Here is a 21,013-nt window from a genome sequence, read left to right as displayed (position 1 = left end):
AATAAGCCCCGCTACGCTCCCGCCCGCCGCAACGCCTCGGCCACGCTCACGACCGGGACATTGTGGCTTAAGGCGGCTTCCAGCGCATGGCGCAGCAGCGACGGCGAGCATCCATAGGGGCTCGGCACCGTCTTGACGTCGTGGCTGTAGAAGATCAACCAGCCGGCCTTGGCGACGGCTTCGCCGAACGCGCGATCGATACCGTCATAGTCGATCTGCAGATCGATCAGGGGTGTCGCCCGCAAATAGTGCAGGTCGACGGTGCCGCTGTTGATGCCGGGAAGGACGCCCCGGGACGAGCGGAAGGCCTTGCCGAGTTGCCGCTTGCGCGGCAGCGACCCCACGCCGTAGGGATAGGCGAAATTCTCCAGCCTGATCGAGGGGTCGAGCGCGCCCAGATATCGCCGGTTCTTCTCCATCTCCGCGCTCATCGCGCTCGCGTCGAGATCGATGGCGCGCGTGTGCGAAAAGGTGTGGCAGGCGACTTCATGGCCCCTGCGATGCAGGCCCGCGATCTCTTCGGCGCTGGCCCCGGTCCAGTGACCGGACCACCGATCGACCAGCGCGCCCGAGACATAGAAAGTCCCCCGCGCGTCATATTCCTCGAGCAGCGGGGCGCCGACGGTGGCCGCGCTTTTCGCGATATCGTCGAATGTGAAGCTGACCATCGGACCGGTACCCGACAGCCTGAAGGGCGCGGCGCCGAAATGCCGGGCCAGCCGGTTGCTGACGCGCGTTCGCAATTCGGACCAGCCAGAGGGCGTGATCGACGTTGCGCCCATTACCGTGTTTCCATGTCGAGGCGCGGCGACGCCGTGCTCGAGCCATCCGACAGGTATCCAAGCCAATTTGCGAAGATTGCCGTTGCAGCGGCGCCGGCTGCGATGTCCGAGCGAAGCGTGCGCGCGGGCAGCTCCAGGCTGAGCGCCGGCCGCCGTTCGACGTGAGCGCGCGCCTCAAAGGCTGCAAGTCTTTCCTCGGTTTCGCTGTCGAAATAGCCTGACGGGATAGCCGGATAGGTGTCGCGTTCGCCGGCGAGATAGCGCGAGACATCGCGCAGATATTCCCGCTCCAGCGACAGCGCGTCATATTCGGGATGTCCCTGGAAGAACACGAACTGGCTGCGCAGTTTTCTGGCGAAGATATCGACACCGGCTTCGCGCGATTGCGTCAGCACCTGATAACCCCGGGCGGCGAGGTCGCCGGCGCGCAGCTCGTTGAGGCGCGAATGCGCGACCTTGAGCGGCGAGGGGATATCCCGCGTCAGCCAATGGTCGGCGATCTTGGCACAGTCGTAAACTCCCGAACATTTTGTCGTGAGCCGCTGGCGCTCGATGCCGTCGAGATGCAGCACGGCGGCATGCGCGGCCAGGCACGACCAGATCGTCGAGCGCGTGTTGGTTTCCGCCCAATCGATCAGGTCGGCAAGCTCCGGCCAGAACGACTCGCCGGGAAGCGTCGCGGCGTTCGGCTCGGCGCCGGTGACGATCAGGCCATCGAACTTCAGGCGGCCGAGATCGGCGATGTCGGTGTATTGCCGGTCGACCCGCCATTTCGCCGTCTGCGATCGATGTACCGACGGCAGCGCGAAGCAATGGAAATCGATGCGGATGTCGCCGGCGGCCTGCCTGAGCAGGCGCATGAACTGGCGTTCGGTCGCCTTTAGCGCCGCATCCGGCATGTTGTTGACGAGGCCGATCGTCAGATCCACCTCGGCATGACGCGGACGACCGAATTTATCCTCCTCCCGCAGCTGCGCCGGCGCGAGCCCTGGACTGACGATCAGCCGCCGCTTTTCCAACAGCACGGTCATGCCTTGGCTCCGGCCGATCTATTCCGCGGCCTCGAGCCGCTGATGCGCGCTGCAGGCTGCTGCCAGCGCCTGGTCGATATCCTCGATGATGTCGGAAACGTGCTCGATGCCGATCGAGAGCCGGATGGTTTCCGGCAGCACGCCGGCGATGCGCTGCTGCTCGGCCGTCATCTGGCGATGCGTGGTCGAGGCGGGATGGCAGGCGAGCGACTTGGCGTCGCCGATATTGACCAGCCGCGTGATCAGATTCAGCGCGTCATAGAAGCTCTTGCCGGCTTCCATGCCGCCCTTGATGCCGAAGGTGAACAGCGACGAGGCATTGCCGTTGAGATATTTCTGGACCAGCGCGTAATAGGGGCTGTCGGGGAAGCCCGCATAGTTGACCCAGGCGACCCGCGGATCGTTGCGCAGGAAGTCCGCGACCTTGCGCGCGTTCTCGACATGCCGCTCGACGCGCAGCGCCACGGTTTCGATGCCCTGCAGCAGCAGGAACGCGTTGAATGGCGACAGCACAGATCCCATGGTGCGCTGATAGACGCTGCGCGCGCGCTGGATGTAGGCGCTGCTGCCGAATTGCTTGGTGTAGACGAGACCGTGGTAGGACTCATCGGGCTCGTTGAAGGCGGGGAATCGGCGGGCGTGCTCGGTCCAGGGAAAGCGCCCGCTGTCGACGATCGCGCCGCCGAGCGTAGTACCGTGGCCGCCCAAAAATTTCGTCAGCGAGTGGACCGATATGTCGGCGCCGTAATCGAACGGCTTCAGCAGGATCGGGGTCGCAACCGTATTGTCGACCACCAGCGGCACGCCATGGCGATGGGCGAGCTTGGCCAGGGCCTCGATGTCGCAGACATTGCCCGCGGGATTGCCGATGGTCTCGGAGAAGATCGCCTTGGTGTTTTCGTCGATCAGCTTCTCGATCGCGTCGGCCTTGTCGCTGTCGGCAAAGCGGGTGGTGATGCCCTGCCGCGGCAGGACGTATGAGAGCAGGGTGTGCGTGGTGCCATAGAGCTGCGGCACGGAGACGATGTTGCCGCCGGTATCGGCGAGGTTGACGAGGGCAAAATGCAGCGCCGCCTGACCGGTCGCCACCGCGAGCGCGCCGACGCCGCCTTCGAGTTCGGTGATGCGCTTTTCGAGAACGGCCGTGGTCGGGTTGGCGATCCGCGAATAGCGAAAACCTTCCGCCTCGAGGTTGAACAGGGCGGCGCCGTGGTCGGCACTGTCGAACGCGTAAGCCACCGTCTGGTAGATCGGAACCGCAACCGACTTGGTGGTCGGATCGGGATCGTAGCCGGCGTGAATGGCGATGGTTTCGTTGCGCATTTTCAACCTCTACGTCGCGTCGCATTTCAGCATGCGTTTTATTCGCAGCCTCCTTGTTAATGGCGGAGCGTCAAGCCTTCAATAATTAGCGCCAACATTGAGGAAATAACCCTAACGGATGTTCGCCAATTGATTAAAATTGAATCAATTGCCGAGCGCACGCCGGATCTGCTCGCCGATCAGGTCGAGCACGAGGCGGGCCTGCGGAAGTATCGCGCCCATCGCGTGGAAGTTATGAATCATGCCGTCATGACAGATGTGTTCGACCGCGACGCCCGCCGCCACCAGCTTGCCGGCATAGGCGTTGCCTTCGTCGCGCATCGGATCGAATTCGGCGGTATGGATAATGGCGGTGGGAAGGCCCGCGAATTTGACCGATCGAAGCGGCGAGATTCGGGGATCGGCGAGGTCGGTGCCCTCAGGCAGATAGTCGGCAAGGTCGGCTTCCAGCGTCGCCCGGTCGAGCAGGTGATTTTCGGCGAACGCCTCACGCGAAGGTGAAGTATCCTCGAAATCGAGCACCGGGCAGATCAGGCACTGCGCCACGATCGCAGGCCCCGAGTCGCGCAAGCTCTGCTGGCAAACCACCGCGGCGAGCGTCGCACCGGCGGAATCACCACCCACCACCAGCCTCGCCGCATCGATGCCGAGCGAAGCGCCCTGTTCCGACACGAATCGGGTCGCCGCGACGGCGTCCTCGATGGCGGCCGGAAATTTGTGTTCGGGCGCGAGCCGGTAGTCCACCGAAACCAGCCGGCAGCCGCTGGTTTTTGCCAGCGCCGCGCAGATCAGGTCGTGGGTGTCGAGACTGCCCGCCACCATGCCGCCGCCATGGAAGAACACAAAGCCCGGCAGATGTTCGGTCGAGTGGTTGGCGGGATCATAGAGGCGATAGCGAATATCGCCGCCCAGGCCCGGCAATACGCCATCCGTGCCGGTCGCCGCCGCCGCGTCGGCGCGCGCGAACTGCATGAGCTTCGCGAGCGCCTGCCGGCGCGCCTCCGCGCTCGGCCGCGACCTGTCGTTCGGCGCGACCGCCGCCATCATGACGAGCAGACGCTTGGCCAGGGGATCGAGGGGCATGCCGGCTCCGGAGGGCGAATGTAGCGCAACATCGTGGTCTATCAATCGTGAATCGATCGGTATCGCCGGTCTGCTGCGCAAGGGAATCCTTAGGAAATTCCGACAATAGTGGCGGCATTGCGGGCGGCAATTTGGTACTGTGGGCTGAGGATGGCTAACATGATCGCAACGGTAAAGCCGGTCAGTTTTTCGCAGACCTGGACCTTCTTCGAAGGCGCCTGGCACGAAGGCAATGTGCAGATCATGGGACCGCGCACGCATGCGGCGTGGCTCGGCTCGGCGGTGTTCGACGGCGCGCGCGCCTTCGAGGGCGTGGCGCCCGATCTCGACCGCCACTGCGCCCGGGTCAACCAGTCGGCGATCAATTTCAGGCTGAAGCCGGTGGTCGACACCGAGACCTGGCTGGCGCTCGCACGCGAAGGCATGGCGCGTTTCGACGCAGATGCCGAACTCTATATCCGGCCGATGTATTGGCCGCAGACCGGCGCCGGTGGCGGCGTGCTGTTCGATCCGGAAACCACCAACTGGTGCCTGTCCATCTATGTCGCGCCGATGCCGCAGCCGACCGGTACCGCGATCACGCTGTCGCCGTTCCGCCGGCCGACCTTGGAAACCGCTCCGGTCGACTGCAAGGCCGCCTGTCTCTACCCGAACAATTCGCGCGCGCTGATGGAAGCGCAGTCGCGCGGCTTCGGCAATGCCCTGATGCTCGACATGCTCGGCAATGTCGCGGAATTCGGCAATTCCAACGTCTTCATGGCCAAGGACAACGTCGTCTACACGCCGGCGCCGAACGGCACCTTCCTCAACGGCATCACAAGGCAGCGGGTGATCGAGCTGTTGCGCGGCGACGGGATCAGCGTGGTCGAGGCGGTCCTGAGGTATCAGGATTTCCTCGACGCCGACGAAATCTTCTCCAGCGGCAACTTTGCCAAGCTCGCGCCGATCACCCGGATCGACGATCGCTCGCTGCAGCCGGGACCATTCTACAGCCGGGCGCGCAAGCTGTACTGGGAATTCGCGCACGCGTGAATCGCAACTTCGAGCAGGCAAAGCTTCAGGGTCCGTACAGCACCAGTTCGGTATCGGTGAGGTCGGCAAGACGCGGCCGGTGCGGGCCCTTGAAATATTTGCGGCCGCGCGCTCTCGAGAAGATGCCGGTGAGACCGGCGATCGGCCCGTTGGCATCGAGGATCACCGAGATCTTGCCGTGCCGGAGCAGCGCGCGGCCGATCGAGCCTGCGCATTCGACGAACTCGGTGACGTCGCGGCAATAGATCAGCTGCATTGCCGGCGGCGCGATCCAGCCGCGGCGGATGCGCATCGGCACCAGGATGAACGGGAAGGCGCCGCCGTCAGGCGTGCGGCATGCCAGGCTGAGGCAGCCATAGCCCGCGTGCCGCGCCAGCCGTTCGACCTCGGTCCCGCTCAGGCCGTCGATCGCCCTGGTCTCAGGCGAGACGGTCTCGACCGTCATGCCGTTCGGGACGCGCGATAGCGCCGGCAGCGAGAAGAACAACCCGCTGCAATAGGAAGAAAACCCCTGCGCCTCGATGATCGGCCAGGTCCATGTGGCGGGACTGATATTGAGATAGGTGACTTCCTTGCGTCGCTGCGCAATCCCCGTCAGCAGTGGTGCGTAGCCGCGAAACGCCGGATCGACATACCAACTCGACAGATTGCACTGGATCGCGGTTTCGCCGCCGCTGGTCCTCAAGCTGTAGAGCAGCAGCAGCACGCCGACCGGCCTGCCGCCATGGTCGAGCATGTAGCCGAAGCGGGGATAGCCGTCGGGAACCTGGCGCGCCGCCTGGCGGCGCAATCCCTGCATCCAGTAGTCGCGGCGCCGGGTCACAAAGCCGCGCGTCAGAAGGTCCGCGGCCGCGTCGAGATCGGCCTCGGCAATTTCCCGGCAGCGAAGTTTTGGCGTGGCCACGGCCGGATACCGATCCATGGTCAGCGAAGCGCCAGCGTTTCGCGCAACGCAGCCGGCCAGTTGGCGACATCGGTGCCGTGGGTATGGAACATGGCGACCGCCAGCCGATCCATGCCGAACGCGACGCAACCGGTATGCGCCGGCTCGCCATTGGCATCCCTGATGTCCCAGGTGGTGCCGAAATGGTCGCGGTGATAGTTGAAGCTCATGCAGGCGGTCGGCTGCTCCTCGGAGCGCAGCGGCACCAGCAGCTCGAACTTCAGGGATTGCTGCTTCTGGCTGACCGCCTTCATCTGGCCGACCCGGCCGAAGAAGGGATCGCTGGCATAGTCGACCTTGAAGGCGAGGCCGAGGTCGCGCGCGATGCCTTGCGCGCGCACCATCCAGCGCTCGCGGAAGTCGGATACGTCGTCGGGGCTGCCGATGCAGACATATTCGCGCATCCGGAACGACTGCAGCCGGTCGAGATGGCGCGACGGTTCGGCGCGAAAGCAGTCGGAAGCGACGTCGAAGCGCAGCCCGCCGGACGGCAGCGGGCCGCGGCTTGCCGCGATCGGATAGACGGGATAGCAGGCCGCCGGCGACAGCACGAGATCGGCCGGCGACAGCGAGGTGGTCCAGTCGCCGCCGGCATCGAAGCGGCTGACCGCGGAATGGATCTCACGCTCGGTGCCATGCAGGCCGCAGACGCAGCCGAGCAGATTCGGGAAGCTCTTGAGGTAGCCGGATTTTTCCAGAATGCCGCGGTTCATGACCGGCGGAAAGCGCATCACCTCGGTATCGGGTTCGCGATGCCGCGTGATCAGCGCGGCGAGCCGCTCGATCATGTCCTCGTAAAGCGCGGTGCGCGCATAGACGCCGTCGGTGCCCATCTTGTGGAACAGCGCGCCGAACAGGTGGTCCAGCGGGTCGACCGGCGTCGAGATTTCCAGCGAAGCATCTCGGATGGCTACGTTCATGTCTGGCCTTCCATTCCTTCTTTCGATCGGCTCAATCGCGCAATGAAGCGGGCACCGAGCTCATCAGGCTAGCGGTCGCGATATTGGCGAGGATGCGGTCGTTGTTGATCATGATCGGCGCCGACAGCACGTCGCGCAGATGGCGGCCGACGCTGAAATCGCCGTCGTTGCGATAGCCGGACAGGCCGCAGGCGCGCATCGAATGCATCACGGTCTCGACCGCGAGTTCGGAAGCCTCGACCTTGAGCAAGTTGATCTGCGACTGGAAGTCGAGCGACGACAGCGCGCGCTCGTCATGTTCATGGGCCGTATAGGTATCGAGATTGGCCGCGATCATGGCGCGCAGTTTTGCAAGCGATCGCTTGGCCGCGGTGAAATGCGCCGCGCCCGGCGGCATCTGCCCGCCGGCGCCGCGCGCGGCCTTGCGGATGAAGGCCTGCGCGCGTTCGACCGAAGCCGCCGCAATCCCGGCCCAGGCCGATGACCAGCTGAGATGCGCGACCGGCGTCATGGTCTGCGCGTGAATCTTGTCATAGCTCTCGGGGAAGATCTGTGCGGAGCTGCCATTGAACTTCAGCTCGAAGCCGGCGCTGCAGGTGCCGCGCATGCCGAGCGTCTCCCATTCGAGGCTCTTCTCCAGCGTGTAATCGTCCCTGGTCATGGCCAGCAGCACCTGGTCGGAACCGGCGGCGTCGTTGGCGCGGCGGGCGATCGAGACGATGCCGTCGGCCTGCGCGCCATAGGAGATCACGGTGGCGTTGCGGACCAGCGAGATATCGGAGCCGGCATGCTCGACGGCGGCGCTGCTAAAGCGGATATTGCCGCCGTTCTGGCCTTCGGTGGTCGATGACGCCAGCAGCATCTGCTCGGTCGCGACACGGCGCATCAGCGCCTCGTGCCAGTTCGAGCCGGTACCATGGCGGACCAGGCAGGCGACCTTGGTCTGATGCATGGCGAAGATCATCGCCGTGGAAGCGCAGGCGCGGCCGAGCGTGTAGCACATCTCGGTGATTTCCGGGACCGATGCGCCATCGCCGCCGAACTGCAGCGGAATCTGGATGCCCAGCAATCGTTGCTGGCGCGCGGTGTCGATGGCGGTCTGCGGGAAGCGGGCGTCGCGATCGACCTGTTCGGCTTCCGCCGCCGCGACCGATGCCACCGCCGCCGTCCGTTGCGGAAAGCTGCTGCGGTCGACGAAGAATGGTTCGCGGGTCTGATCCGCGGCGGTGTCACGGAACCTGGCTTCCTGCACGTTCATGGCCGATTTGCCCTTGAGATTTGCCGATGCGAGATGCCGCGCGAGGATCGCGGCGGCGTCACATCGATCGCTTCAACCGCTTCCGAGAACCCCAAGGGTAAGGATTTAATTCAAATGCGTCGACGAGATTCAGGGTAAACGCCCGTCGTTTCACCGATGAAAGTTAACCCTTGGTATTTTCGATGCGTGGTTTTTTAGCGATCGCCGTTAGCGTTAAGAACGAAGTAATGGTTAGCATCAAAGGAGAGTCACTGTTTCTCAAGGAGTGGCGGATTTATAGATGCGAATGGCTGGGACCGATTTTACAAATCGCAGGTTCGAGGCGATCGGTGTATCGTCGCGACGACAAATGGGAAATTGAAGATGCAAGCCTTCAGCGCCAACGTTCAGGACCGCATCCTGGCCCTCGTCAAGTCCATTCTCAGGCAGAACGCGATCACAGCGGATGTCCACGCCGAATCGCGGCTGGTGGATGTCGGCCTGACCTCGATGGACATGGTCAATCTGATGCTGTCGGTCGAAGCCGAATTCGATTTCACCATTCCGCAGGATCAGATCACACCGGAAAATTTCCAGTCGGTGCAGACGCTGCAGTCGATGATCGTGCAGCAATTGCGGATTGAGCGGGCGGCCTGAGTTTCCGCCGTGCCGGCGTAACATCGTCATTGCGAACGTAACAACGTCATTGCGAGCGCAGCGAAGCAATCCATAGCGCAGCAAGAAGAAAGAATGGATTGCTTCGCTGCGCGCTCGCAATGACGGTGAGACATACGTCCGCGATCTCGCCGCATCCATTTTTGCGCGAGGTATCCATTTATCTCCCGCCCTCTCAAACAGAGGGCGCAGGGAATGCCGGGCGGCCGATGCGCCCGATAGCCGCGTGTGCAACGGGTAGTAAAAAAACGCACACGCGTTAGTCAGGTCACACCGGAATCACCCGGCATTCCCCACGCAATGGTTTACGGATTACTTCGTGCTCGCCCCGGCGTACCGGGCTTGTTAGCCACCGTCATCCCCGAGAAGCTTGCTTCCCAGGAACTTGACACCAGCGTCGGGGTGCCAGGCCCACACGACTTCTCCGTCCGCAGAAAAACGCCCTCGTCAGAAGCATCCCCTCGCGTCCACTGCATCCCGCCCCGCGTTGTTGACGTTGCGCAACGCCCCTTTGGTGGGGCGGGACGGGAATACATATAGGATAATCCGAATATTCTGACAACCAGAATATTTTTGCAAACCGGGCTTGACAAGCGGACCGAACAAGCACGTCGGGGCGTCGGTGATTTGCCCGTCGGGTCATCGGGCTGGCTTTGCGCGTCTGCTTGCTTGCGGTTCGTTGCCAAAACAAGATAGCTTCGCCGTGCCGGAATCCGGCCACCGGTCAACCATATCATTACGACAGCGTGGACAATCCCAATGAGTGGCGAGCCCTACAAGTCCTGGCAGTGCCGGACCTGCGGTTACATCTATGACGAGGAAAAAGGCGACCCCGATGAAGGGCTGACGCCGGGCACCCGATGGGCTGACATTCCCCAGGACTGGGTCTGTCCGGAGTGCGGCACGCCGAAGAGCGACTTCGACATGGTCGAGATGTAGAGATGACGAGTCGTAGAGTGGGCAAAGCCAACGGGTCGCGCGAATGCGCGCCCGATGATAAACTCAGCGTGCCCACCGTCTCGCGACAACTGAGACCGTCATGGTGGGCACGGCGCGAAGGGCGCCTTTGCCCACCCTACGCATGTCGGGCGGCGTTGGCAGCGGGCAATTGGAGAAACCATGACGAAAGCGATCCTCGGCATTATCGGCGGCTCCGGCATCTACGACCTGCCGGGGCTCGAGAATGCGCGCGAGGAGGCGATTGCGAGCCCGTGGGGCGAGCCGTCGGCGCCGGTGCGTCACGGCAGCATCGCGGACCTGCCGGTCGTGTTCCTGCCGCGCCACGACAAGGGTCATCGCCTGTCGCCCTCCGACATCAATTACCGCGCCAATATCGACGTGCTGAAGCGCGCGGGCGTCACCGACCTGATCTCGCTGTCGGCCTGCGGCTCGTTCAAGGAGGAGTTGCCGCCCGGCACGTTTGTCCTCGTCGACCAGTTCGTGGACCGCACTTACAAGCGGGAAAGCTCGTTCTTCGGCAAGGGCTGCGTCGCGCATGTCTCGATGGCGCACCCGGTGTCGCCGCGGCTGCGCATTCATCTCGCCGCCGCCGCCGAAGCCGAGGGCATCGCGTTCGCGCGCGGCGGCACTTATCTCTGCATGGAGGGCCCGCAGTTCTCCAGCTATGCCGAAAGCATGACCTACAAGAACCTCGGATACTCGGTGATCGGCATGACCAACATGCCCGAGGCCAAGCTCGCCCGTGAAGCCGAGATATGTTATGCCACCGTCGCCATGGTGACCGATTTCGATTGCTGGCATCCCGACCATGACGCGGTCACGGTGCAGGACATCATCCGCGTGCTGACCACCAATGCCGACAAGGCCAAGGGCCTGGTGGCACGGCTGGCGCGGGATTTTCCGAGGGAGCACGAGCCGTGCCCGATCGGCGGCGACCGCGCGCTCGATACCGCGATCATCACGGCGCCGGAAGCGCGCGATCCCGAGCTGTTGAAAAAGCTCGATGCGGTGGCCGGGCGGATATTGCAGGCGCAAGGCGGATCATGAAGGTCGACGGCAGGCACATCAGGAGCATCTGGCTTGACGCGGACGGCCATACCGTCAGCGCGATCGACCAGCGCCGGCTGCCGCACCATTTCGTGGTGGCGCAGCTTGCGACCTGCGAGGCCGCGGCGGAGGCAATTCGCTCCATGCTGGTGCGCGGCGCGCCGCTGATCGGCGCGACCGCGGCCTATGGCATGGCGCTGGCGATGCGGGCCGACGCCTCGGATGCGTCGCTCGACCGCGCCTATAAAGCGCTGATCGTGACGCGGCCGACCGCGATTAACCTGAAATGGGCGCTGGAGGAGATGCGCTCGTTGCTGCGGCCGTTGCCGGCGTCGGATCGGGCAGGTGCCGCTTACTCACGCGCGGCCGAAATCGCCGAAGACGACATCGTGATCAACCGGGGAATCGGCGGCCACGGCGTTGCCCTGATCGAGGCGATCGCCGCGAAGAAGAAACCCGGCGAGCGCGTCAATGTGCTGACGCACTGCAACGCCGGCTGGCTCGCCACCGTCGATTGGGGCACGGCGACCGCGCCGATCTATCTGGCGCATGACGCCGGCCACCCCATCCATGTCTGGGTCGACGAGACCCGGCCGCGCAATCAGGGTGCCTCGCTGACCGCCTGGGAACTCGGCCATCACGGCGTGCCGCACACGGTGATTCCCGACAACACGGGTGGTCACCTGATGCAGCACGGCATGGTCGATCTCGTCATCGTCGGCACCGATCGCGTCACGGCGAATGGCGACGTCTGCAACAAGATCGGCACCTACCTCAAGGCGCTCGCGGCATATGACAATGGCGTGCCGTTTTATGTGGCGCTGCCGTCGCCGACCATCGATTTTTCCGGCGCCGACGGCATCCGCGAAATTCCAATCGAGCAGCGCGGCGCCGAAGAGGTCGCGACCATGACCGGCCAGACCGCGGACGGGCGGATCGAAACGGTGCGGATCGTGCCGGAGGGATCGCCGGTTGCGAATTACGCCTTCGATGTCACGCCGGCGCGGCTGGTGACGGGGTTGATCACCGAGCGCGGCGTGCTGAGGGCGGATCGCGCTTCACTGGCCGCCGCGTTTCCGGAGCGGATCGCGGCCGCCGCCGAATAGTGAGGGAAGAAGTCGATGCAAAGCGGCTGGACGGATCGCGACGCCGATGCGGCGGTTGACCGCTACAAGGAACTCGGCCGCGATGTCGCGCTTCGGGTCTATACCACGCGGCTGTTGGGACAGGATCCGCGGCTGGTGCTGCACGGCGGCGGCAACACCTCGGTGAAGACGATCGTTTCCGATCTGAACGGCGAGGAAACCGAGGTGCTCTGCGTCAAGGGCTCCGGCTGGGACATGGGCACCATCGAGCCCGCCGGCCTGCCGGCGGTGCGGTTGAAGCCGCTATCGAAATTGCGCGCGCGCGAGAAACTGACCGACGAGGAGATGGTGCGGCTGCAGCGCGCCAACCTGATCGACCCTGCCGCGCCGAACCCCTCCGTGGAGGCGCTGCTGCACGCCTTCATTCCGCACAAATTCGTCGATCACACCCATTCCACCGCCGTGCTCTCGCTGACCGACCAGCCCGACGGCGAAGCGCTGTGCCGCGAGGTGTTCGGCGCGCGCGTCGGCTATGTACCCTACATCATGCCCGGCTTTGGGCTTGCGAAAGCCGCGGCCGAAGTGTTCGACGCCGATCCCGCGGTCGAAGGGCTGGTGCTGGTCAAGCACGGCATCTTCTCGTTCGGCGCCGATGCGCGCGAGGCCTATGAGCGCATGATCGCGCTGGTGACCTTGGCCGAGGAACGTCTCGCCCGGCAGCGCAAGCCGGCGGTCGTCAGCGCAAGACTGCCGGCGCAGCCTGCGCCCCTCGCCGACGTTGCGCCGATCATCCGCGGCGCCTGCGCTGTGGCGGATAGCAAGATCGACGGCGCCTGGAAGCGGTTCGTGCTGGACTTTCGCGGCAACGGGGCGGTGATGAATTTCGTCAACGGCGCCGAGGTCGAACGCTACGGCCAGGCCGGCGTGGTGACGCCCGATCACAACATCCGCATCAAGAACAAGCCGCTGGTGGTGACCGCGCCCGCGGCCGGCGATTCCGCCGGTTTCACGAGATCGGTCCGTGACGCGGTCGCGGCCTATGGCTGTTCCTACCGGGACTATTTTGCGCGCAACAATGCCCGCGTCGGCGGCATCAAGACCATGCTCGATCCATCGCCGCGCGTGGTGCTGGTGCCCGGCGTCGGACTGTTCGGGCTCGGCCGCAGCAAGAAGGATGCGAAGGTCGCGGGCGATCTCGCCGAAGCCGCGATATCAACCATCACCGACGCCGAAGCCGTCGGCCGTTTCGATCCGCTGCCGGAATCCGACCTGTTCGACGTCGAATACTGGTCGCTCGAGCAAGCCAAGCTCGGCAGCGCCAAAGAGCTGCCGCTCGCCGGGCAGGTTGCCGTCATCACCGGCGCCGCCGGCGCAATCGGATTTGCCACCGCGAAGGCGTTTGCCGCGGCCGGCGCCGAGGTGGCGCTGCTCGATGTTGACGAGGCGGCCGCGCAAGCCAAGGCCACGGCGATCGGCGGCGCGGCGCTCGGCATTCGCTGCGACGTCACCGACGCCGCATCGGTGAAGGATGCCTTCGCCGCCGTGGTCGCGGCCTTCGGCGGCGTCGATATCGCGGTATCGAACGCCGGCGCGGCCTGGCAGGGGCGGATCGGCGAGGTCGATGAAGCCGTGCTGCGCGAAAGTTTCGAACTGAATTTTTACGGCCATCAGCGCGTGGCCCAAGCCGCGGTCAAAATCATGCGGGCGCAGGGCACCGGCGGCTGCCTGTTGTTCAACGTCTCCAAACAGGCGGTCAATCCCGGACCGGATTTCGGTCCCTACGGCCTGCCGAAAGCCGCGACGTTGTTTCTGGTGCGGCAATACGCGCTCGATCATGGCCCGGAGGGCATCCGCGCCAACGCCGTCAATGCCGACCGCATCCGCTCCGGCCTTTTGACCGAAGACATGATCGCGCAGCGCTCGAAAATGCGCGGGCTTAGCGAGAAGGCCTACATGCAGGGCAATCTGCTCGGGAGAGAAGTTTCGGCCGAGGATGTCGCGCAAGCATTCCTGGCGCAAGCGGTGGCGCTGAAGACCACCGCCGACGTCACCACCGTCGACGGCGGCAACATCGCCGCCGCGCTGCGGTAGGTCGGTCCAAGCTTACCTCGCCCCGCTTGCGGGGAGAGGTCGAAATTCGCGGTAGCGAATTTCGGGTGAGGGGGACTCTCAACGAGTCCCGATGCCGAGACAGCCCCTCACCCCAACCCTCTCCCTGCAAGAGCGGGGCGAGGGAGAACAAACGCGCTTCACCCGCCACGCCCCGCCTGCAGCGCGAACGCGCCGCTGCCGGCGAGCACCAGGGCGGCCTGCGCCACCAGCCATAGCAGCGGGTATTCAAAGCCGCCGCCGGGGCTGGAATAGAGCCAGCCGACCGGCCATTTGATCCAGACCACGACTGCGAGAAAAATCAGCAGGAACGCCGCCCATTGGCGGGTGTACCAGCCGAGCAGGATGGCGCAGCCGCCGATCAGTTCGACGCTGAAGGTCGGCCATGCCAACAGCGGCGTGATGCCGTTCTTCGCCAGCAGCGCTTCATGGGTATACATGCCGCGATACGTCTTCAGCAACGCATGCACGATCCAGTCGAAGCCTACCGCGACGCGCAACAGGAACAGGCCGTAGGGCGCCAGCGCCGCGTCCACCGTGGCATTGCCGAAAAGTGAGGCCAGGACGCCGGCTGCGCCCTGCTCCCTCGCTTGCTCGATACTCATTTGTTTCCCCCCGTTTCCAGACTTTGCCCGGAGATCGTGCCTCTGGTTTTTTGTGACTGTACCACGGATGTCGCAGACCGGCTCCGCACTGCGACCCCCTAGTCGCCGGGAAATCCGGCCTCTACAATCGGAGCCATAATAACAAAAAGCCAAATCAAGGGAGATGGGCATGTTGCGCCGTTCGATGGTTATGAGCATCGGTTGCCTGGTGGCCGCGGTGTGGCTCGCGGGCACTGGCAAACTGGCGGCGCAGGCCGGTCCTGCGCTTTCGGGCAAGGTCACCGCCGGGCAGGAGGCGCTGGAAGGTGTCCTGGTCAGCGCCAGGAAAGACGGATCGAACATCACCGTCACGGTCGTGAGCGACAAGGACGGCAACTACAATTTCCCGGCCGCGCGGCTCGAGCCCGGGCATTATTCCCTGCGCATCCGCGCGATCGGCTACGAGCTCGATCATCCCAACGAGGCCTCGGTCGCAGCGGACAAGCCAGCGACCGCCGACGTCGCTTTGCGCAAGACGGAAAATCTCGCCGCGCAACTGACCAATGCCGAATGGCTCGCCAGCATGCCCGGCAGCGACGCGCAGAAGGGGCAACTGCTCAACTGCGTCGGCTGCCACACCCTGCAGCGCCCGTTGAACTCGAAATATTCCGCCGAGGATTTCCTCACCCTGATCCTGCCGCGCATGCAGGGCTATGTGAACCAGAGCATTCCGCAGCACCCGCAGCTACGCCGTGCCGAGCGGCTGATGGAGGAACGCGGCGACCAGCGCGTGCAAGTCTATCGCGCTGCCGCCGAATACCTCGCCAGCATCAATCTGTCATCGCATCCGCAATGGAATTTCGAATTCAAGACGCAGCCGCGCCCGACGGGAGCGGCGACACGGGTGATCTACACCGAATACGATTTGCCGCGCGAGACCATCTCGCCGCATGACGTGATCATCGATAGGAGCGGCATCGTCTGGTACTCGAGTTTCGGCGAGCAGAATCTCGGCCGGCTCGATCCCAAAACCGGCAAGGTGACGGAATTTCCGATCGCCGAGCACAAGCCGGATTTTCCGACCGGATCGCTCGGGCTGCGCAGCGATCCGAAAGGCAATCTGTGGCTCGGCAACATGTACCAGGCCACGATCGTGAAATTCGATCCGAAGACAGAGACCTTCAAATACTGGCCGCTGGAGGGCGACGAGAACATCGACGCCGCGCAGATCAACATGGTCAGCCCGCAACACTCCGACGTCGACGGCAAGCTGTGGACCCAGAACAACGGCTTTGCCGGCGTGCACCGGCTCGATATCGCCACCGGCAAGTTCGAAACCTGGGAGCCGTTCAAGGGCGTGCCGGGCCCGCACAATATCTATGACGTGATCCCGGACTCCCACAACAACGCCTTCTTCACCGACTTCCGCCAGCGCCATATCGGGCGGATCGACGCCAGGACCGGCGAAATAAAACTGTTCGAAATCCCGACGCCGAATTCGGCGCCGCGCCGCGGCACCATGGATGCGCAGGACCGGCTGTGGTTCGGCGAATATCGCGGCGACCGCGTCGGCATGCTCGACACCAAAACCGGGCAGTTCAAGGAGTGGCCGGTGGCGCCGAGATGGTCCGCGCCTTACGACGTCATCACCGACAGGAACGGCGAGGCCTGGACCGGCTCGATGACGAGCGATCAGGTCACCCGGCTCAATCCCGAAACCGGCCAGTCGATCAACTATCTGTTGCCGCGTTCCACCAATATCCGCCGCGTGTTCGTCGACAATTCCACCACGCCGGTGACCTTCTGGGCCGGCAGCAACCACGGCGCCTCGATCGTCAAGGTCGAGCCGCTGGAGTAGGAGTCACCTCTCCCCGCTCTTCGCGGGGAGAGGTCGTCCGACGAAGCGTAGCGAAGTCGGGCGGGTGAGGGGCTCTCTCCTCGAGTCGCGCTCGCTGAGAAAGCCCCTCACCCCGACCCTCTCCCCGCGAAAGAGCGGGGAGAGGGAGAAGACTCACGCCTCCAGCAAGCCGCGCAGATAGCCGACCGAAAACGCCGCAACACCCGGCCCATCGGGCGAATAGTCGAACGGTTCGACTGCGATGGTGCCGGCGTAATGATGCCGCTTCAGCGCGGCCATGATCGGCGCGAATTTCATCTCGCCCTGGCCGGGGCCGCGCCGGTTCGGATCGTTGACCTGGAGATGCGCGATCAGCCCGGTCGGCAGCCAGCGGTCGATCAGCGACGGAATGGTATCGGTTTCGGTGAGGCCGGCGGCGCTGCAGTCGATCATGGTCTTCAGATTGGGATGATCGATCGAACGCACCAGCTCGGCCGCCTCTGCCACCGTATTCACCAGTTCGGTCTCTTTCCGCGACAACGGCTCGATGCAGTAGACGACGCCGGTTCGCGCCGCCACCAGCGCCACCTGCGCCAAGGCATCGCGCAGCCGCGCCAGCGCTACCGCGTGGGTTTCTCCGGCGGCGATCTGCCGCTGTTTCGGCGAGCCATGCACCATAACCGCGCCGCCGAGTTCGGCGCAGAGGCCAACTAGGTGCGTCATCACTTCGAGCGTTCGCGCGCGCACCGCGGCGTCCGGATCGGTCAGTGAGAGACCTTCGGGCTTGACCAGCAGCCAATGCAGCCCGGTCACGACGAGACCGAAGCCTTCGACGGTCGCGCGAATTTTGGCCGCTTCAGCGGTCGAGATTTTCTCCGGCGAGTCATTAAGCGTGAACGGCGCGATCTCCAGCCCGTCATAGCCGAGACGGGCCGCATATTCGCATTGCCGCTCCAGCGGCATTGCGGCGAGGACTTCGTTGCACAGGGCGATCCGCATGTTTTCAAAAACTCCGCTTCACGCCTGCCGGGAGGTCAGCCGCTTGATTTGGCCGCCGATCGCGCCGGTGATGTTGCCGACCAGCGATTTGAACGCGGGGATATAGAGCAAGAGAATCAGGATCGTGACAGTGGCAAAGGCGATGCTGATCGGTCGCGTGAAAAACGGCACGAGGCTGCCGTCCGACAGCACGAGGCCGCGGCGCAGGCTCTTGTCGAGGAGGCCGCCGAGCACCAGCCCGAGCACGAAAGGCGCCATCTGATAGCCCTGCCGGCGCAGGAAGAACGCGCCGATCCCGATGGTCAGCATGCAATAGATGTCGAACAGCCGCGAGGCGCTGGCGAAGGCGCCGACCGTGCACAACAGGAAGATGATCGGCATCAGCACGGTGCGCCTGATCCGCAGCACCAGCAACAGCGGCTTGATCAGGAACAGACCGAACACCAGGATGCTGACGGTGGCAAGCGAGGTCATCGCCACCACGTCGTAGATGAATTGCGGATGCTCGATCATCAGCATCGGCCCGGGCTGAATGCCGTGGATGATCATCGCGGCCATCAGCACCGCCGAGGGCGCCGAGCCGGGAATGCCGAGCGCGAGCGCCGGAATGATATGACCGGGGATGGAAGACATGTCGCCGGTCTCGGCCGCCATCAGGCCGTCGATCGATCCCTTGCCGAACTGATGGCGCTCCCGGCTGACGGCTTTCGCCGCCGCATAGGACATCCAGGCGCCGGCATCCTCGCCGACCCCCGGCATCAACCCGGTCAAGACGCCGATCACACCGGAGCGCAGCACGGTGCGCCAGTATTGCGCGACCTCGCGAAAGCGCGGCAGCACGGAATCGCGCATCTCGACCATCTGCCGCTCGGCCGGATCGGCGAGCGTCGTCAATACCTCGGCGAAACCGAAGGCGCCGACCAGCGCCGGGATCAGCGATATGCCGCCGGAGAGCTGGCTCCATCCGAAGGTGAAGCGATCGAAGGCATAGAGGCCTTCCTGGCCGATCTGCGCTACGAACAGGCCGAGCGCACCCATCAGCCATCCCTTGAGCGGATCGTTGCCGACGATGCTGCCGGACATCGCCACCCCCAACAGCGCGAGCCAGAAAAATTCGTAGGCGCCGAACGACAGCGAGACTTCGGCCAAGAGCGGCGTGAAGGCCGCCAGGCACAACACGCCGAACAGCGTGCCGCTGAAGGCGCCCGAGGTGGCGATGCCGATGGCGCGGCCGGCTTCGCCGCGCAGCGCCAGCGCGTGGCCGTCGGCGCAGGACGCCGCGTTGGCCGCGGTGCCGGGGATGTTGAGCAGGATCGCGGTGCGCGATCCGCCATAGAGCGTGCCGACATAGGAGCAGATCAGGATCAGGATGGCGTCGTTCGGCGCCATCTTGATGGTCAGCGTCGTCAACAGCGCGATGCAGAGCGTGGCGGACAATCCCGGCAGGCAACCGACGATGATGCCGAGCAGCGCGCCGCCGAGCCCGAAGGCGAGCGAATAGACGTTGAGGATGCTGAGGTAAGCTTGGCCGAGTTCGGAGAGACCCGTGAGCATGGCGGGATCCGGCGATCAGGGCAGGCGAACCAGGAAGATCTCCTGGAACACGACGGTGATGGCGAGGCCGGCGCCGAGGCCGATCGCGGCGGCCTTGAGCAAGGCGCGCAGGCCCGGTTTCGGCGCGGTCGATTGGCTGCCTTGATATTGCAGCGAGACAATCGCGACCGTGACGAAGATCGCGGCGGCGAGCCAGAACGGCAGGCCGTGTCCGACCAGCCCGACGCCGAAAGCCAGACATAAGGCTAGCACCAGCACCAGCCGCCTTTGCCCGGCGCGATCGGCGGGCGCGGCGTTGCCGGCCGATGCAAGCAGGCGCGGACGCCAGCTGCGCAAGCCCAAGAGCGCGCCGAGGATGGTCATGACGATGCCGAGCAATCCCGGAAGCAAGCCCGGGATGGTGTAGGGGTTGATGTCCTGGTTTTCGAGCCGGTCCATTGTCACCGACCCGATCAGGATCGCCATCCCCAGTGCTATCCAGCCGATGGCGGACAGGAAATCGCCGCGCAAGCGCGCGAGGTCTTCCGGCTCGTGAGGCGAGGATGCGGGCGAAGCCGGTTCAGGCGAGGACATGAGCGTGGTCCAGTGCGGGTAGCGATGGGCCGGCGCGCTGTGATGCCGGCCCCGATGTCAGCGGCGCGCGCTTCAGGGTTTGGGAATGCCGACCGTGTCGGGCGAGACCTTGGCCTTGCCGGTGTCGAACAGCAGCCAGGCGTTGGCCTGCACCGCCGGGAATACCGCCTTCTGCGCGGCCTCGCCCGATGACGGCGCGAACAGCGCGCCGCGCAAAGTCGCGTACTTCTTCACCGCCTCGCTGCTGGAGATGTTTTCCTTCCAGATTTTTTCCACCGTGGCGATCACCTCGTCCGGCACGCCCTTGGGAATGAAAATGCCGAAATAATTGGTCGGTGCGGTAAAACCGGAAAGCGTATCCGACAGCGGCGGGATGGTGCCATAACCTTCGAGTTCGAGCCGCTTGTCGCTGACGGTGGCGAGCGGTCGCAGCCGTTTTCCGCGGATCATGTCGGCCTGCTCGACGGCTAGCTGCGTGGTGACTTCGGCCTCGCCGGAAACGGTGGCGACCACCGCGGGGTTGCCGCCGTCATAGGTGACGTGGCGATATTTCACGCCGGTGACCTTGGAGATCAACTCCATCGCGTTGTGACCGGCGGAGGTGACGCCGGCGGTTGCCACCGAAATCTTGCCGGGCTGCGCCTTCATGGCATCCAGCAAATCCTTGGCGGTCTTGTAGGGCGCGTTGGCGTTGACGCCGATCACCTGCACATTGGCGACGCTGAGGAACAGGTGCCAATCCTTGATGGATGTATCGAGCGAGCCCAGCGTCTGGTAGGCGCCGAGGTCCTGCGCGGCGCCGGCGGTCCAGGTGTAGCCGTCCTTGGCTGCCTCCAGCGCGCTTCGCGTCCCGATCGCGCCGGATGCGCCGGGCTGGTTGATGATGACGATGGTCTGGCCGAGCGGCTTTTCCATCTCGGCGGCGACGAGCCGGGTGATCTGGTCGGTGGAACCGCCCGCGGCCCAAGGCACGATCAGGTTGATCGGCCGCGTCGGCTTCCAGTCCGCTGCTTGCGCCGGGGGAGCGAATAAGCCGCAACTCACGGCCGAGAGGAGAACCGCAACTCGAATACCCGAATACTTCACGCGTCACCTGCCTTCATGCTGGTTGTTTGCTGCGATTGTATTGGCAACGATCAGCCGGCGCAAATGCGGCCAAATCGCACCACCCATGTTCGCATCATACTAACGTCGTGCTCTGGTCACCTCGCCCCGCTTGCGGGGAGAGGTCGGATCGCG

Annotated in this window: 19 protein-coding genes; 7 read left to right on the top strand and 12 right to left on the bottom strand. The window is 64.4% G+C overall.

Features of this window, described 5'->3' with window-relative positions:
- Nucleotides 1-11: 11 nt before the first annotated feature.
- The 4 genes from VK804_RS11890 to VK804_RS11875 form a co-directional block, all read right to left on the bottom strand.
- The gene (locus VK804_RS11890) at nucleotides 12-782 is read right to left on the bottom strand and encodes a polysaccharide deacetylase family protein (RefSeq protein ID WP_325371009.1); all 771 of its coding nucleotides are present in this window, start codon (nucleotides 780-782) and stop codon (nucleotides 12-14) included.
- Entirely contained in the window at nucleotides 782-1,813 is a 1,032-nt protein-coding gene (gene metA / locus VK804_RS11885) for a homoserine O-succinyltransferase MetA (protein WP_325371008.1), read from the bottom strand. Before metA ends, VK804_RS11890 begins: the two co-directional genes overlap by 1 nt.
- 18 nt (nucleotides 1,814-1,831) lie before the next feature.
- Complete coding sequence (locus VK804_RS11880; RefSeq protein ID WP_325371007.1) at nucleotides 1,832-3,136, bottom strand: O-acetylhomoserine aminocarboxypropyltransferase/cysteine synthase family protein; 1,305 nt, start codon at nucleotides 3,134-3,136, stop codon at nucleotides 1,832-1,834.
- 144 nt (nucleotides 3,137-3,280) lie between these two features.
- Nucleotides 3,281-4,219 (bottom strand): alpha/beta hydrolase, encoded by a 939-nt coding sequence (locus VK804_RS11875; RefSeq protein ID WP_325371006.1) that lies wholly within the window; start codon nucleotides 4,217-4,219, stop codon nucleotides 3,281-3,283.
- 159 nt (nucleotides 4,220-4,378) lie between these two features.
- On the opposite strand from VK804_RS11875, the gene VK804_RS11870 reads away from it, so the two are divergent.
- Nucleotides 4,379-5,251: a branched-chain amino acid aminotransferase gene (locus VK804_RS11870; protein ID WP_325371005.1), complete on the top strand. Its 873-nt coding sequence runs from the start codon at nucleotides 4,379-4,381 to the stop codon at nucleotides 5,249-5,251.
- A 25-nt stretch (nucleotides 5,252-5,276) separates the two neighbouring features.
- On the opposite strand, the gene VK804_RS11865 is transcribed toward VK804_RS11870, so the two are convergent.
- From VK804_RS11865 to VK804_RS11855, 3 genes are read right to left on the bottom strand one after another with little or no spacing between them, the layout of a single operon-like run.
- Nucleotides 5,277-6,173 (bottom strand): acyl-CoA acyltransferase, encoded by an 897-nt coding sequence (locus tag VK804_RS11865; protein ID WP_325371004.1) that lies wholly within the window; start codon nucleotides 6,171-6,173, stop codon nucleotides 5,277-5,279.
- A gap of 2 nt (nucleotides 6,174-6,175) precedes the next feature.
- Nucleotides 6,176-7,114 (bottom strand): amino acid--[acyl-carrier-protein] ligase, encoded by a 939-nt coding sequence (locus VK804_RS11860; protein WP_325371003.1) that lies wholly within the window; start codon nucleotides 7,112-7,114, stop codon nucleotides 6,176-6,178.
- 31 nt (nucleotides 7,115-7,145) lie between these two features.
- Entirely contained in the window at nucleotides 7,146-8,372 is a 1,227-nt protein-coding gene (locus VK804_RS11855; RefSeq protein WP_325371002.1) for an acyl-CoA dehydrogenase family protein, read from the bottom strand.
- 363 nt (nucleotides 8,373-8,735) lie between these two features.
- Here VK804_RS11855 and VK804_RS11850 point away from each other — a divergent pair, with 363 nt between their 5' ends.
- The 5 genes from VK804_RS11850 (at nucleotide 8,736) to VK804_RS11830 (ending at nucleotide 14,209) form a co-directional block, all read left to right on the top strand.
- Nucleotides 8,736-9,008 (top strand): phosphopantetheine-binding protein, encoded by a 273-nt coding sequence (locus VK804_RS11850; protein WP_325371001.1) that lies wholly within the window; start codon nucleotides 8,736-8,738, stop codon nucleotides 9,006-9,008.
- A gap of 777 nt (nucleotides 9,009-9,785) precedes the next feature.
- Nucleotides 9,786-9,965 (top strand): rubredoxin, encoded by a 180-nt coding sequence (locus tag VK804_RS11845; RefSeq protein ID WP_325371000.1) that lies wholly within the window; start codon nucleotides 9,786-9,788, stop codon nucleotides 9,963-9,965.
- 180 nt (nucleotides 9,966-10,145) lie between these two features.
- Nucleotides 10,146-11,033 (top strand): S-methyl-5'-thioadenosine phosphorylase, encoded by an 888-nt coding sequence (locus tag VK804_RS11840; protein ID WP_325370999.1) that lies wholly within the window; start codon nucleotides 10,146-10,148, stop codon nucleotides 11,031-11,033.
- Nucleotides 11,030-12,139, top strand: coding sequence for an S-methyl-5-thioribose-1-phosphate isomerase (gene mtnA / locus VK804_RS11835; protein WP_325370998.1), 1,110 nt, complete (start codon nucleotides 11,030-11,032; stop codon nucleotides 12,137-12,139). Before VK804_RS11840 ends, mtnA begins: the two co-directional genes overlap by 4 nt.
- A gap of 15 nt (nucleotides 12,140-12,154) precedes the next feature.
- Complete coding sequence (locus VK804_RS11830) at nucleotides 12,155-14,209, top strand: bifunctional aldolase/short-chain dehydrogenase (RefSeq protein ID WP_325370997.1); 2,055 nt, start codon at nucleotides 12,155-12,157, stop codon at nucleotides 14,207-14,209.
- 158 nt (nucleotides 14,210-14,367) lie between these two features.
- Here the strand turns inward: VK804_RS11830 and VK804_RS11825 are convergent, their stop codons facing one another.
- Complete coding sequence (locus VK804_RS11825; RefSeq protein WP_325370996.1) at nucleotides 14,368-14,832, bottom strand: DoxX family protein; 465 nt, start codon at nucleotides 14,830-14,832, stop codon at nucleotides 14,368-14,370.
- 169 nt (nucleotides 14,833-15,001) lie between these two features.
- Between VK804_RS11825 and VK804_RS11820 the strand changes: the two genes are divergently transcribed.
- Complete coding sequence (locus VK804_RS11820) at nucleotides 15,002-16,669, top strand: virginiamycin B lyase family protein (protein WP_325370995.1); 1,668 nt, start codon at nucleotides 15,002-15,004, stop codon at nucleotides 16,667-16,669.
- Nucleotides 16,670-16,822: 153 nt separating this feature from the next.
- Here VK804_RS11820 and VK804_RS11815 read toward each other — a convergent pair whose 3' ends face one another.
- The 4 genes from VK804_RS11815 to VK804_RS11800 all read right to left on the bottom strand — a co-directional run bounded on the left by VK804_RS11815 (nucleotide 16,823) and on the right by VK804_RS11800 (nucleotide 20,746).
- The gene (locus VK804_RS11815) at nucleotides 16,823-17,647 is read right to left on the bottom strand and encodes a sugar phosphate isomerase/epimerase family protein (RefSeq protein ID WP_325370994.1); all 825 of its coding nucleotides are present in this window, start codon (nucleotides 17,645-17,647) and stop codon (nucleotides 16,823-16,825) included.
- Between the two features lie 18 nt (nucleotides 17,648-17,665).
- Nucleotides 17,666-19,201: a tripartite tricarboxylate transporter permease gene (locus tag VK804_RS11810; RefSeq protein WP_325370993.1), complete on the bottom strand. Its 1,536-nt coding sequence runs from the start codon at nucleotides 19,199-19,201 to the stop codon at nucleotides 17,666-17,668.
- A 15-nt stretch (nucleotides 19,202-19,216) separates the two neighbouring features.
- Nucleotides 19,217-19,774, bottom strand: coding sequence for a tripartite tricarboxylate transporter TctB family protein (locus tag VK804_RS11805; protein WP_325370992.1), 558 nt, complete (start codon nucleotides 19,772-19,774; stop codon nucleotides 19,217-19,219).
- A gap of 72 nt (nucleotides 19,775-19,846) precedes the next feature.
- A complete protein-coding gene (locus VK804_RS11800; RefSeq protein WP_325370991.1) occupies nucleotides 19,847-20,746 on the bottom strand; it encodes a tripartite tricarboxylate transporter substrate binding protein in 900 nt (299 codons plus the stop codon).
- Nucleotides 20,747-21,013 lie beyond the last annotated feature (267 nt).

The organism is Bradyrhizobium sp., assembly GCF_035484855.1.
Taxonomy (GTDB): domain Bacteria; phylum Pseudomonadota; class Alphaproteobacteria; order Rhizobiales; family Xanthobacteraceae; genus Bradyrhizobium.
This window is presented reverse-complemented; position numbering and strand designations above follow the sequence as displayed.

Coding starts and splice junctions, on each gene's coding strand:
- VK804_RS11890 (WP_325371009.1), bottom strand. CDS start 782: ATGGGCGCAACGTCGATCACGCCCTCTGGCTGGTCCGAATTGCGAACG.
- metA (WP_325371008.1), bottom strand. CDS start 1,813: ATGACCGTGCTGTTGGAAAAGCGGCGGCTGATCGTCAGTCCAGGGCTC.
- VK804_RS11880 (WP_325371007.1), bottom strand. CDS start 3,136: ATGCGCAACGAAACCATCGCCATTCACGCCGGCTACGATCCCGATCCG.
- VK804_RS11875 (WP_325371006.1), bottom strand. CDS start 4,219: ATGCCCCTCGATCCCCTGGCCAAGCGTCTGCTCGTCATGATGGCGGCG.
- VK804_RS11870 (WP_325371005.1), top strand. CDS start 4,379: ATGATCGCAACGGTAAAGCCGGTCAGTTTTTCGCAGACCTGGACCTTC.
- VK804_RS11865 (WP_325371004.1), bottom strand. CDS start 6,173: ATGGATCGGTATCCGGCCGTGGCCACGCCAAAACTTCGCTGCCGGGAA.
- VK804_RS11860 (WP_325371003.1), bottom strand. CDS start 7,114: ATGAACGTAGCCATCCGAGATGCTTCGCTGGAAATCTCGACGCCGGTC.
- VK804_RS11855 (WP_325371002.1), bottom strand. CDS start 8,372: ATGAACGTGCAGGAAGCCAGGTTCCGTGACACCGCCGCGGATCAGACC.
- VK804_RS11850 (WP_325371001.1), top strand. CDS start 8,736: ATGCAAGCCTTCAGCGCCAACGTTCAGGACCGCATCCTGGCCCTCGTC.
- VK804_RS11845 (WP_325371000.1), top strand. CDS start 9,786: ATGAGTGGCGAGCCCTACAAGTCCTGGCAGTGCCGGACCTGCGGTTAC.
- VK804_RS11840 (WP_325370999.1), top strand. CDS start 10,146: ATGACGAAAGCGATCCTCGGCATTATCGGCGGCTCCGGCATCTACGAC.
- mtnA (WP_325370998.1), top strand. CDS start 11,030: ATGAAGGTCGACGGCAGGCACATCAGGAGCATCTGGCTTGACGCGGAC.
- VK804_RS11830 (WP_325370997.1), top strand. CDS start 12,155: ATGCAAAGCGGCTGGACGGATCGCGACGCCGATGCGGCGGTTGACCGC.
- VK804_RS11825 (WP_325370996.1), bottom strand. CDS start 14,832: ATGAGTATCGAGCAAGCGAGGGAGCAGGGCGCAGCCGGCGTCCTGGCC.
- VK804_RS11820 (WP_325370995.1), top strand. CDS start 15,002: ATGTTGCGCCGTTCGATGGTTATGAGCATCGGTTGCCTGGTGGCCGCG.
- VK804_RS11815 (WP_325370994.1), bottom strand. CDS start 17,647: ATGCGGATCGCCCTGTGCAACGAAGTCCTCGCCGCAATGCCGCTGGAG.
- VK804_RS11810 (WP_325370993.1), bottom strand. CDS start 19,201: ATGCTCACGGGTCTCTCCGAACTCGGCCAAGCTTACCTCAGCATCCTC.
- VK804_RS11805 (WP_325370992.1), bottom strand. CDS start 19,774: ATGTCCTCGCCTGAACCGGCTTCGCCCGCATCCTCGCCTCACGAGCCG.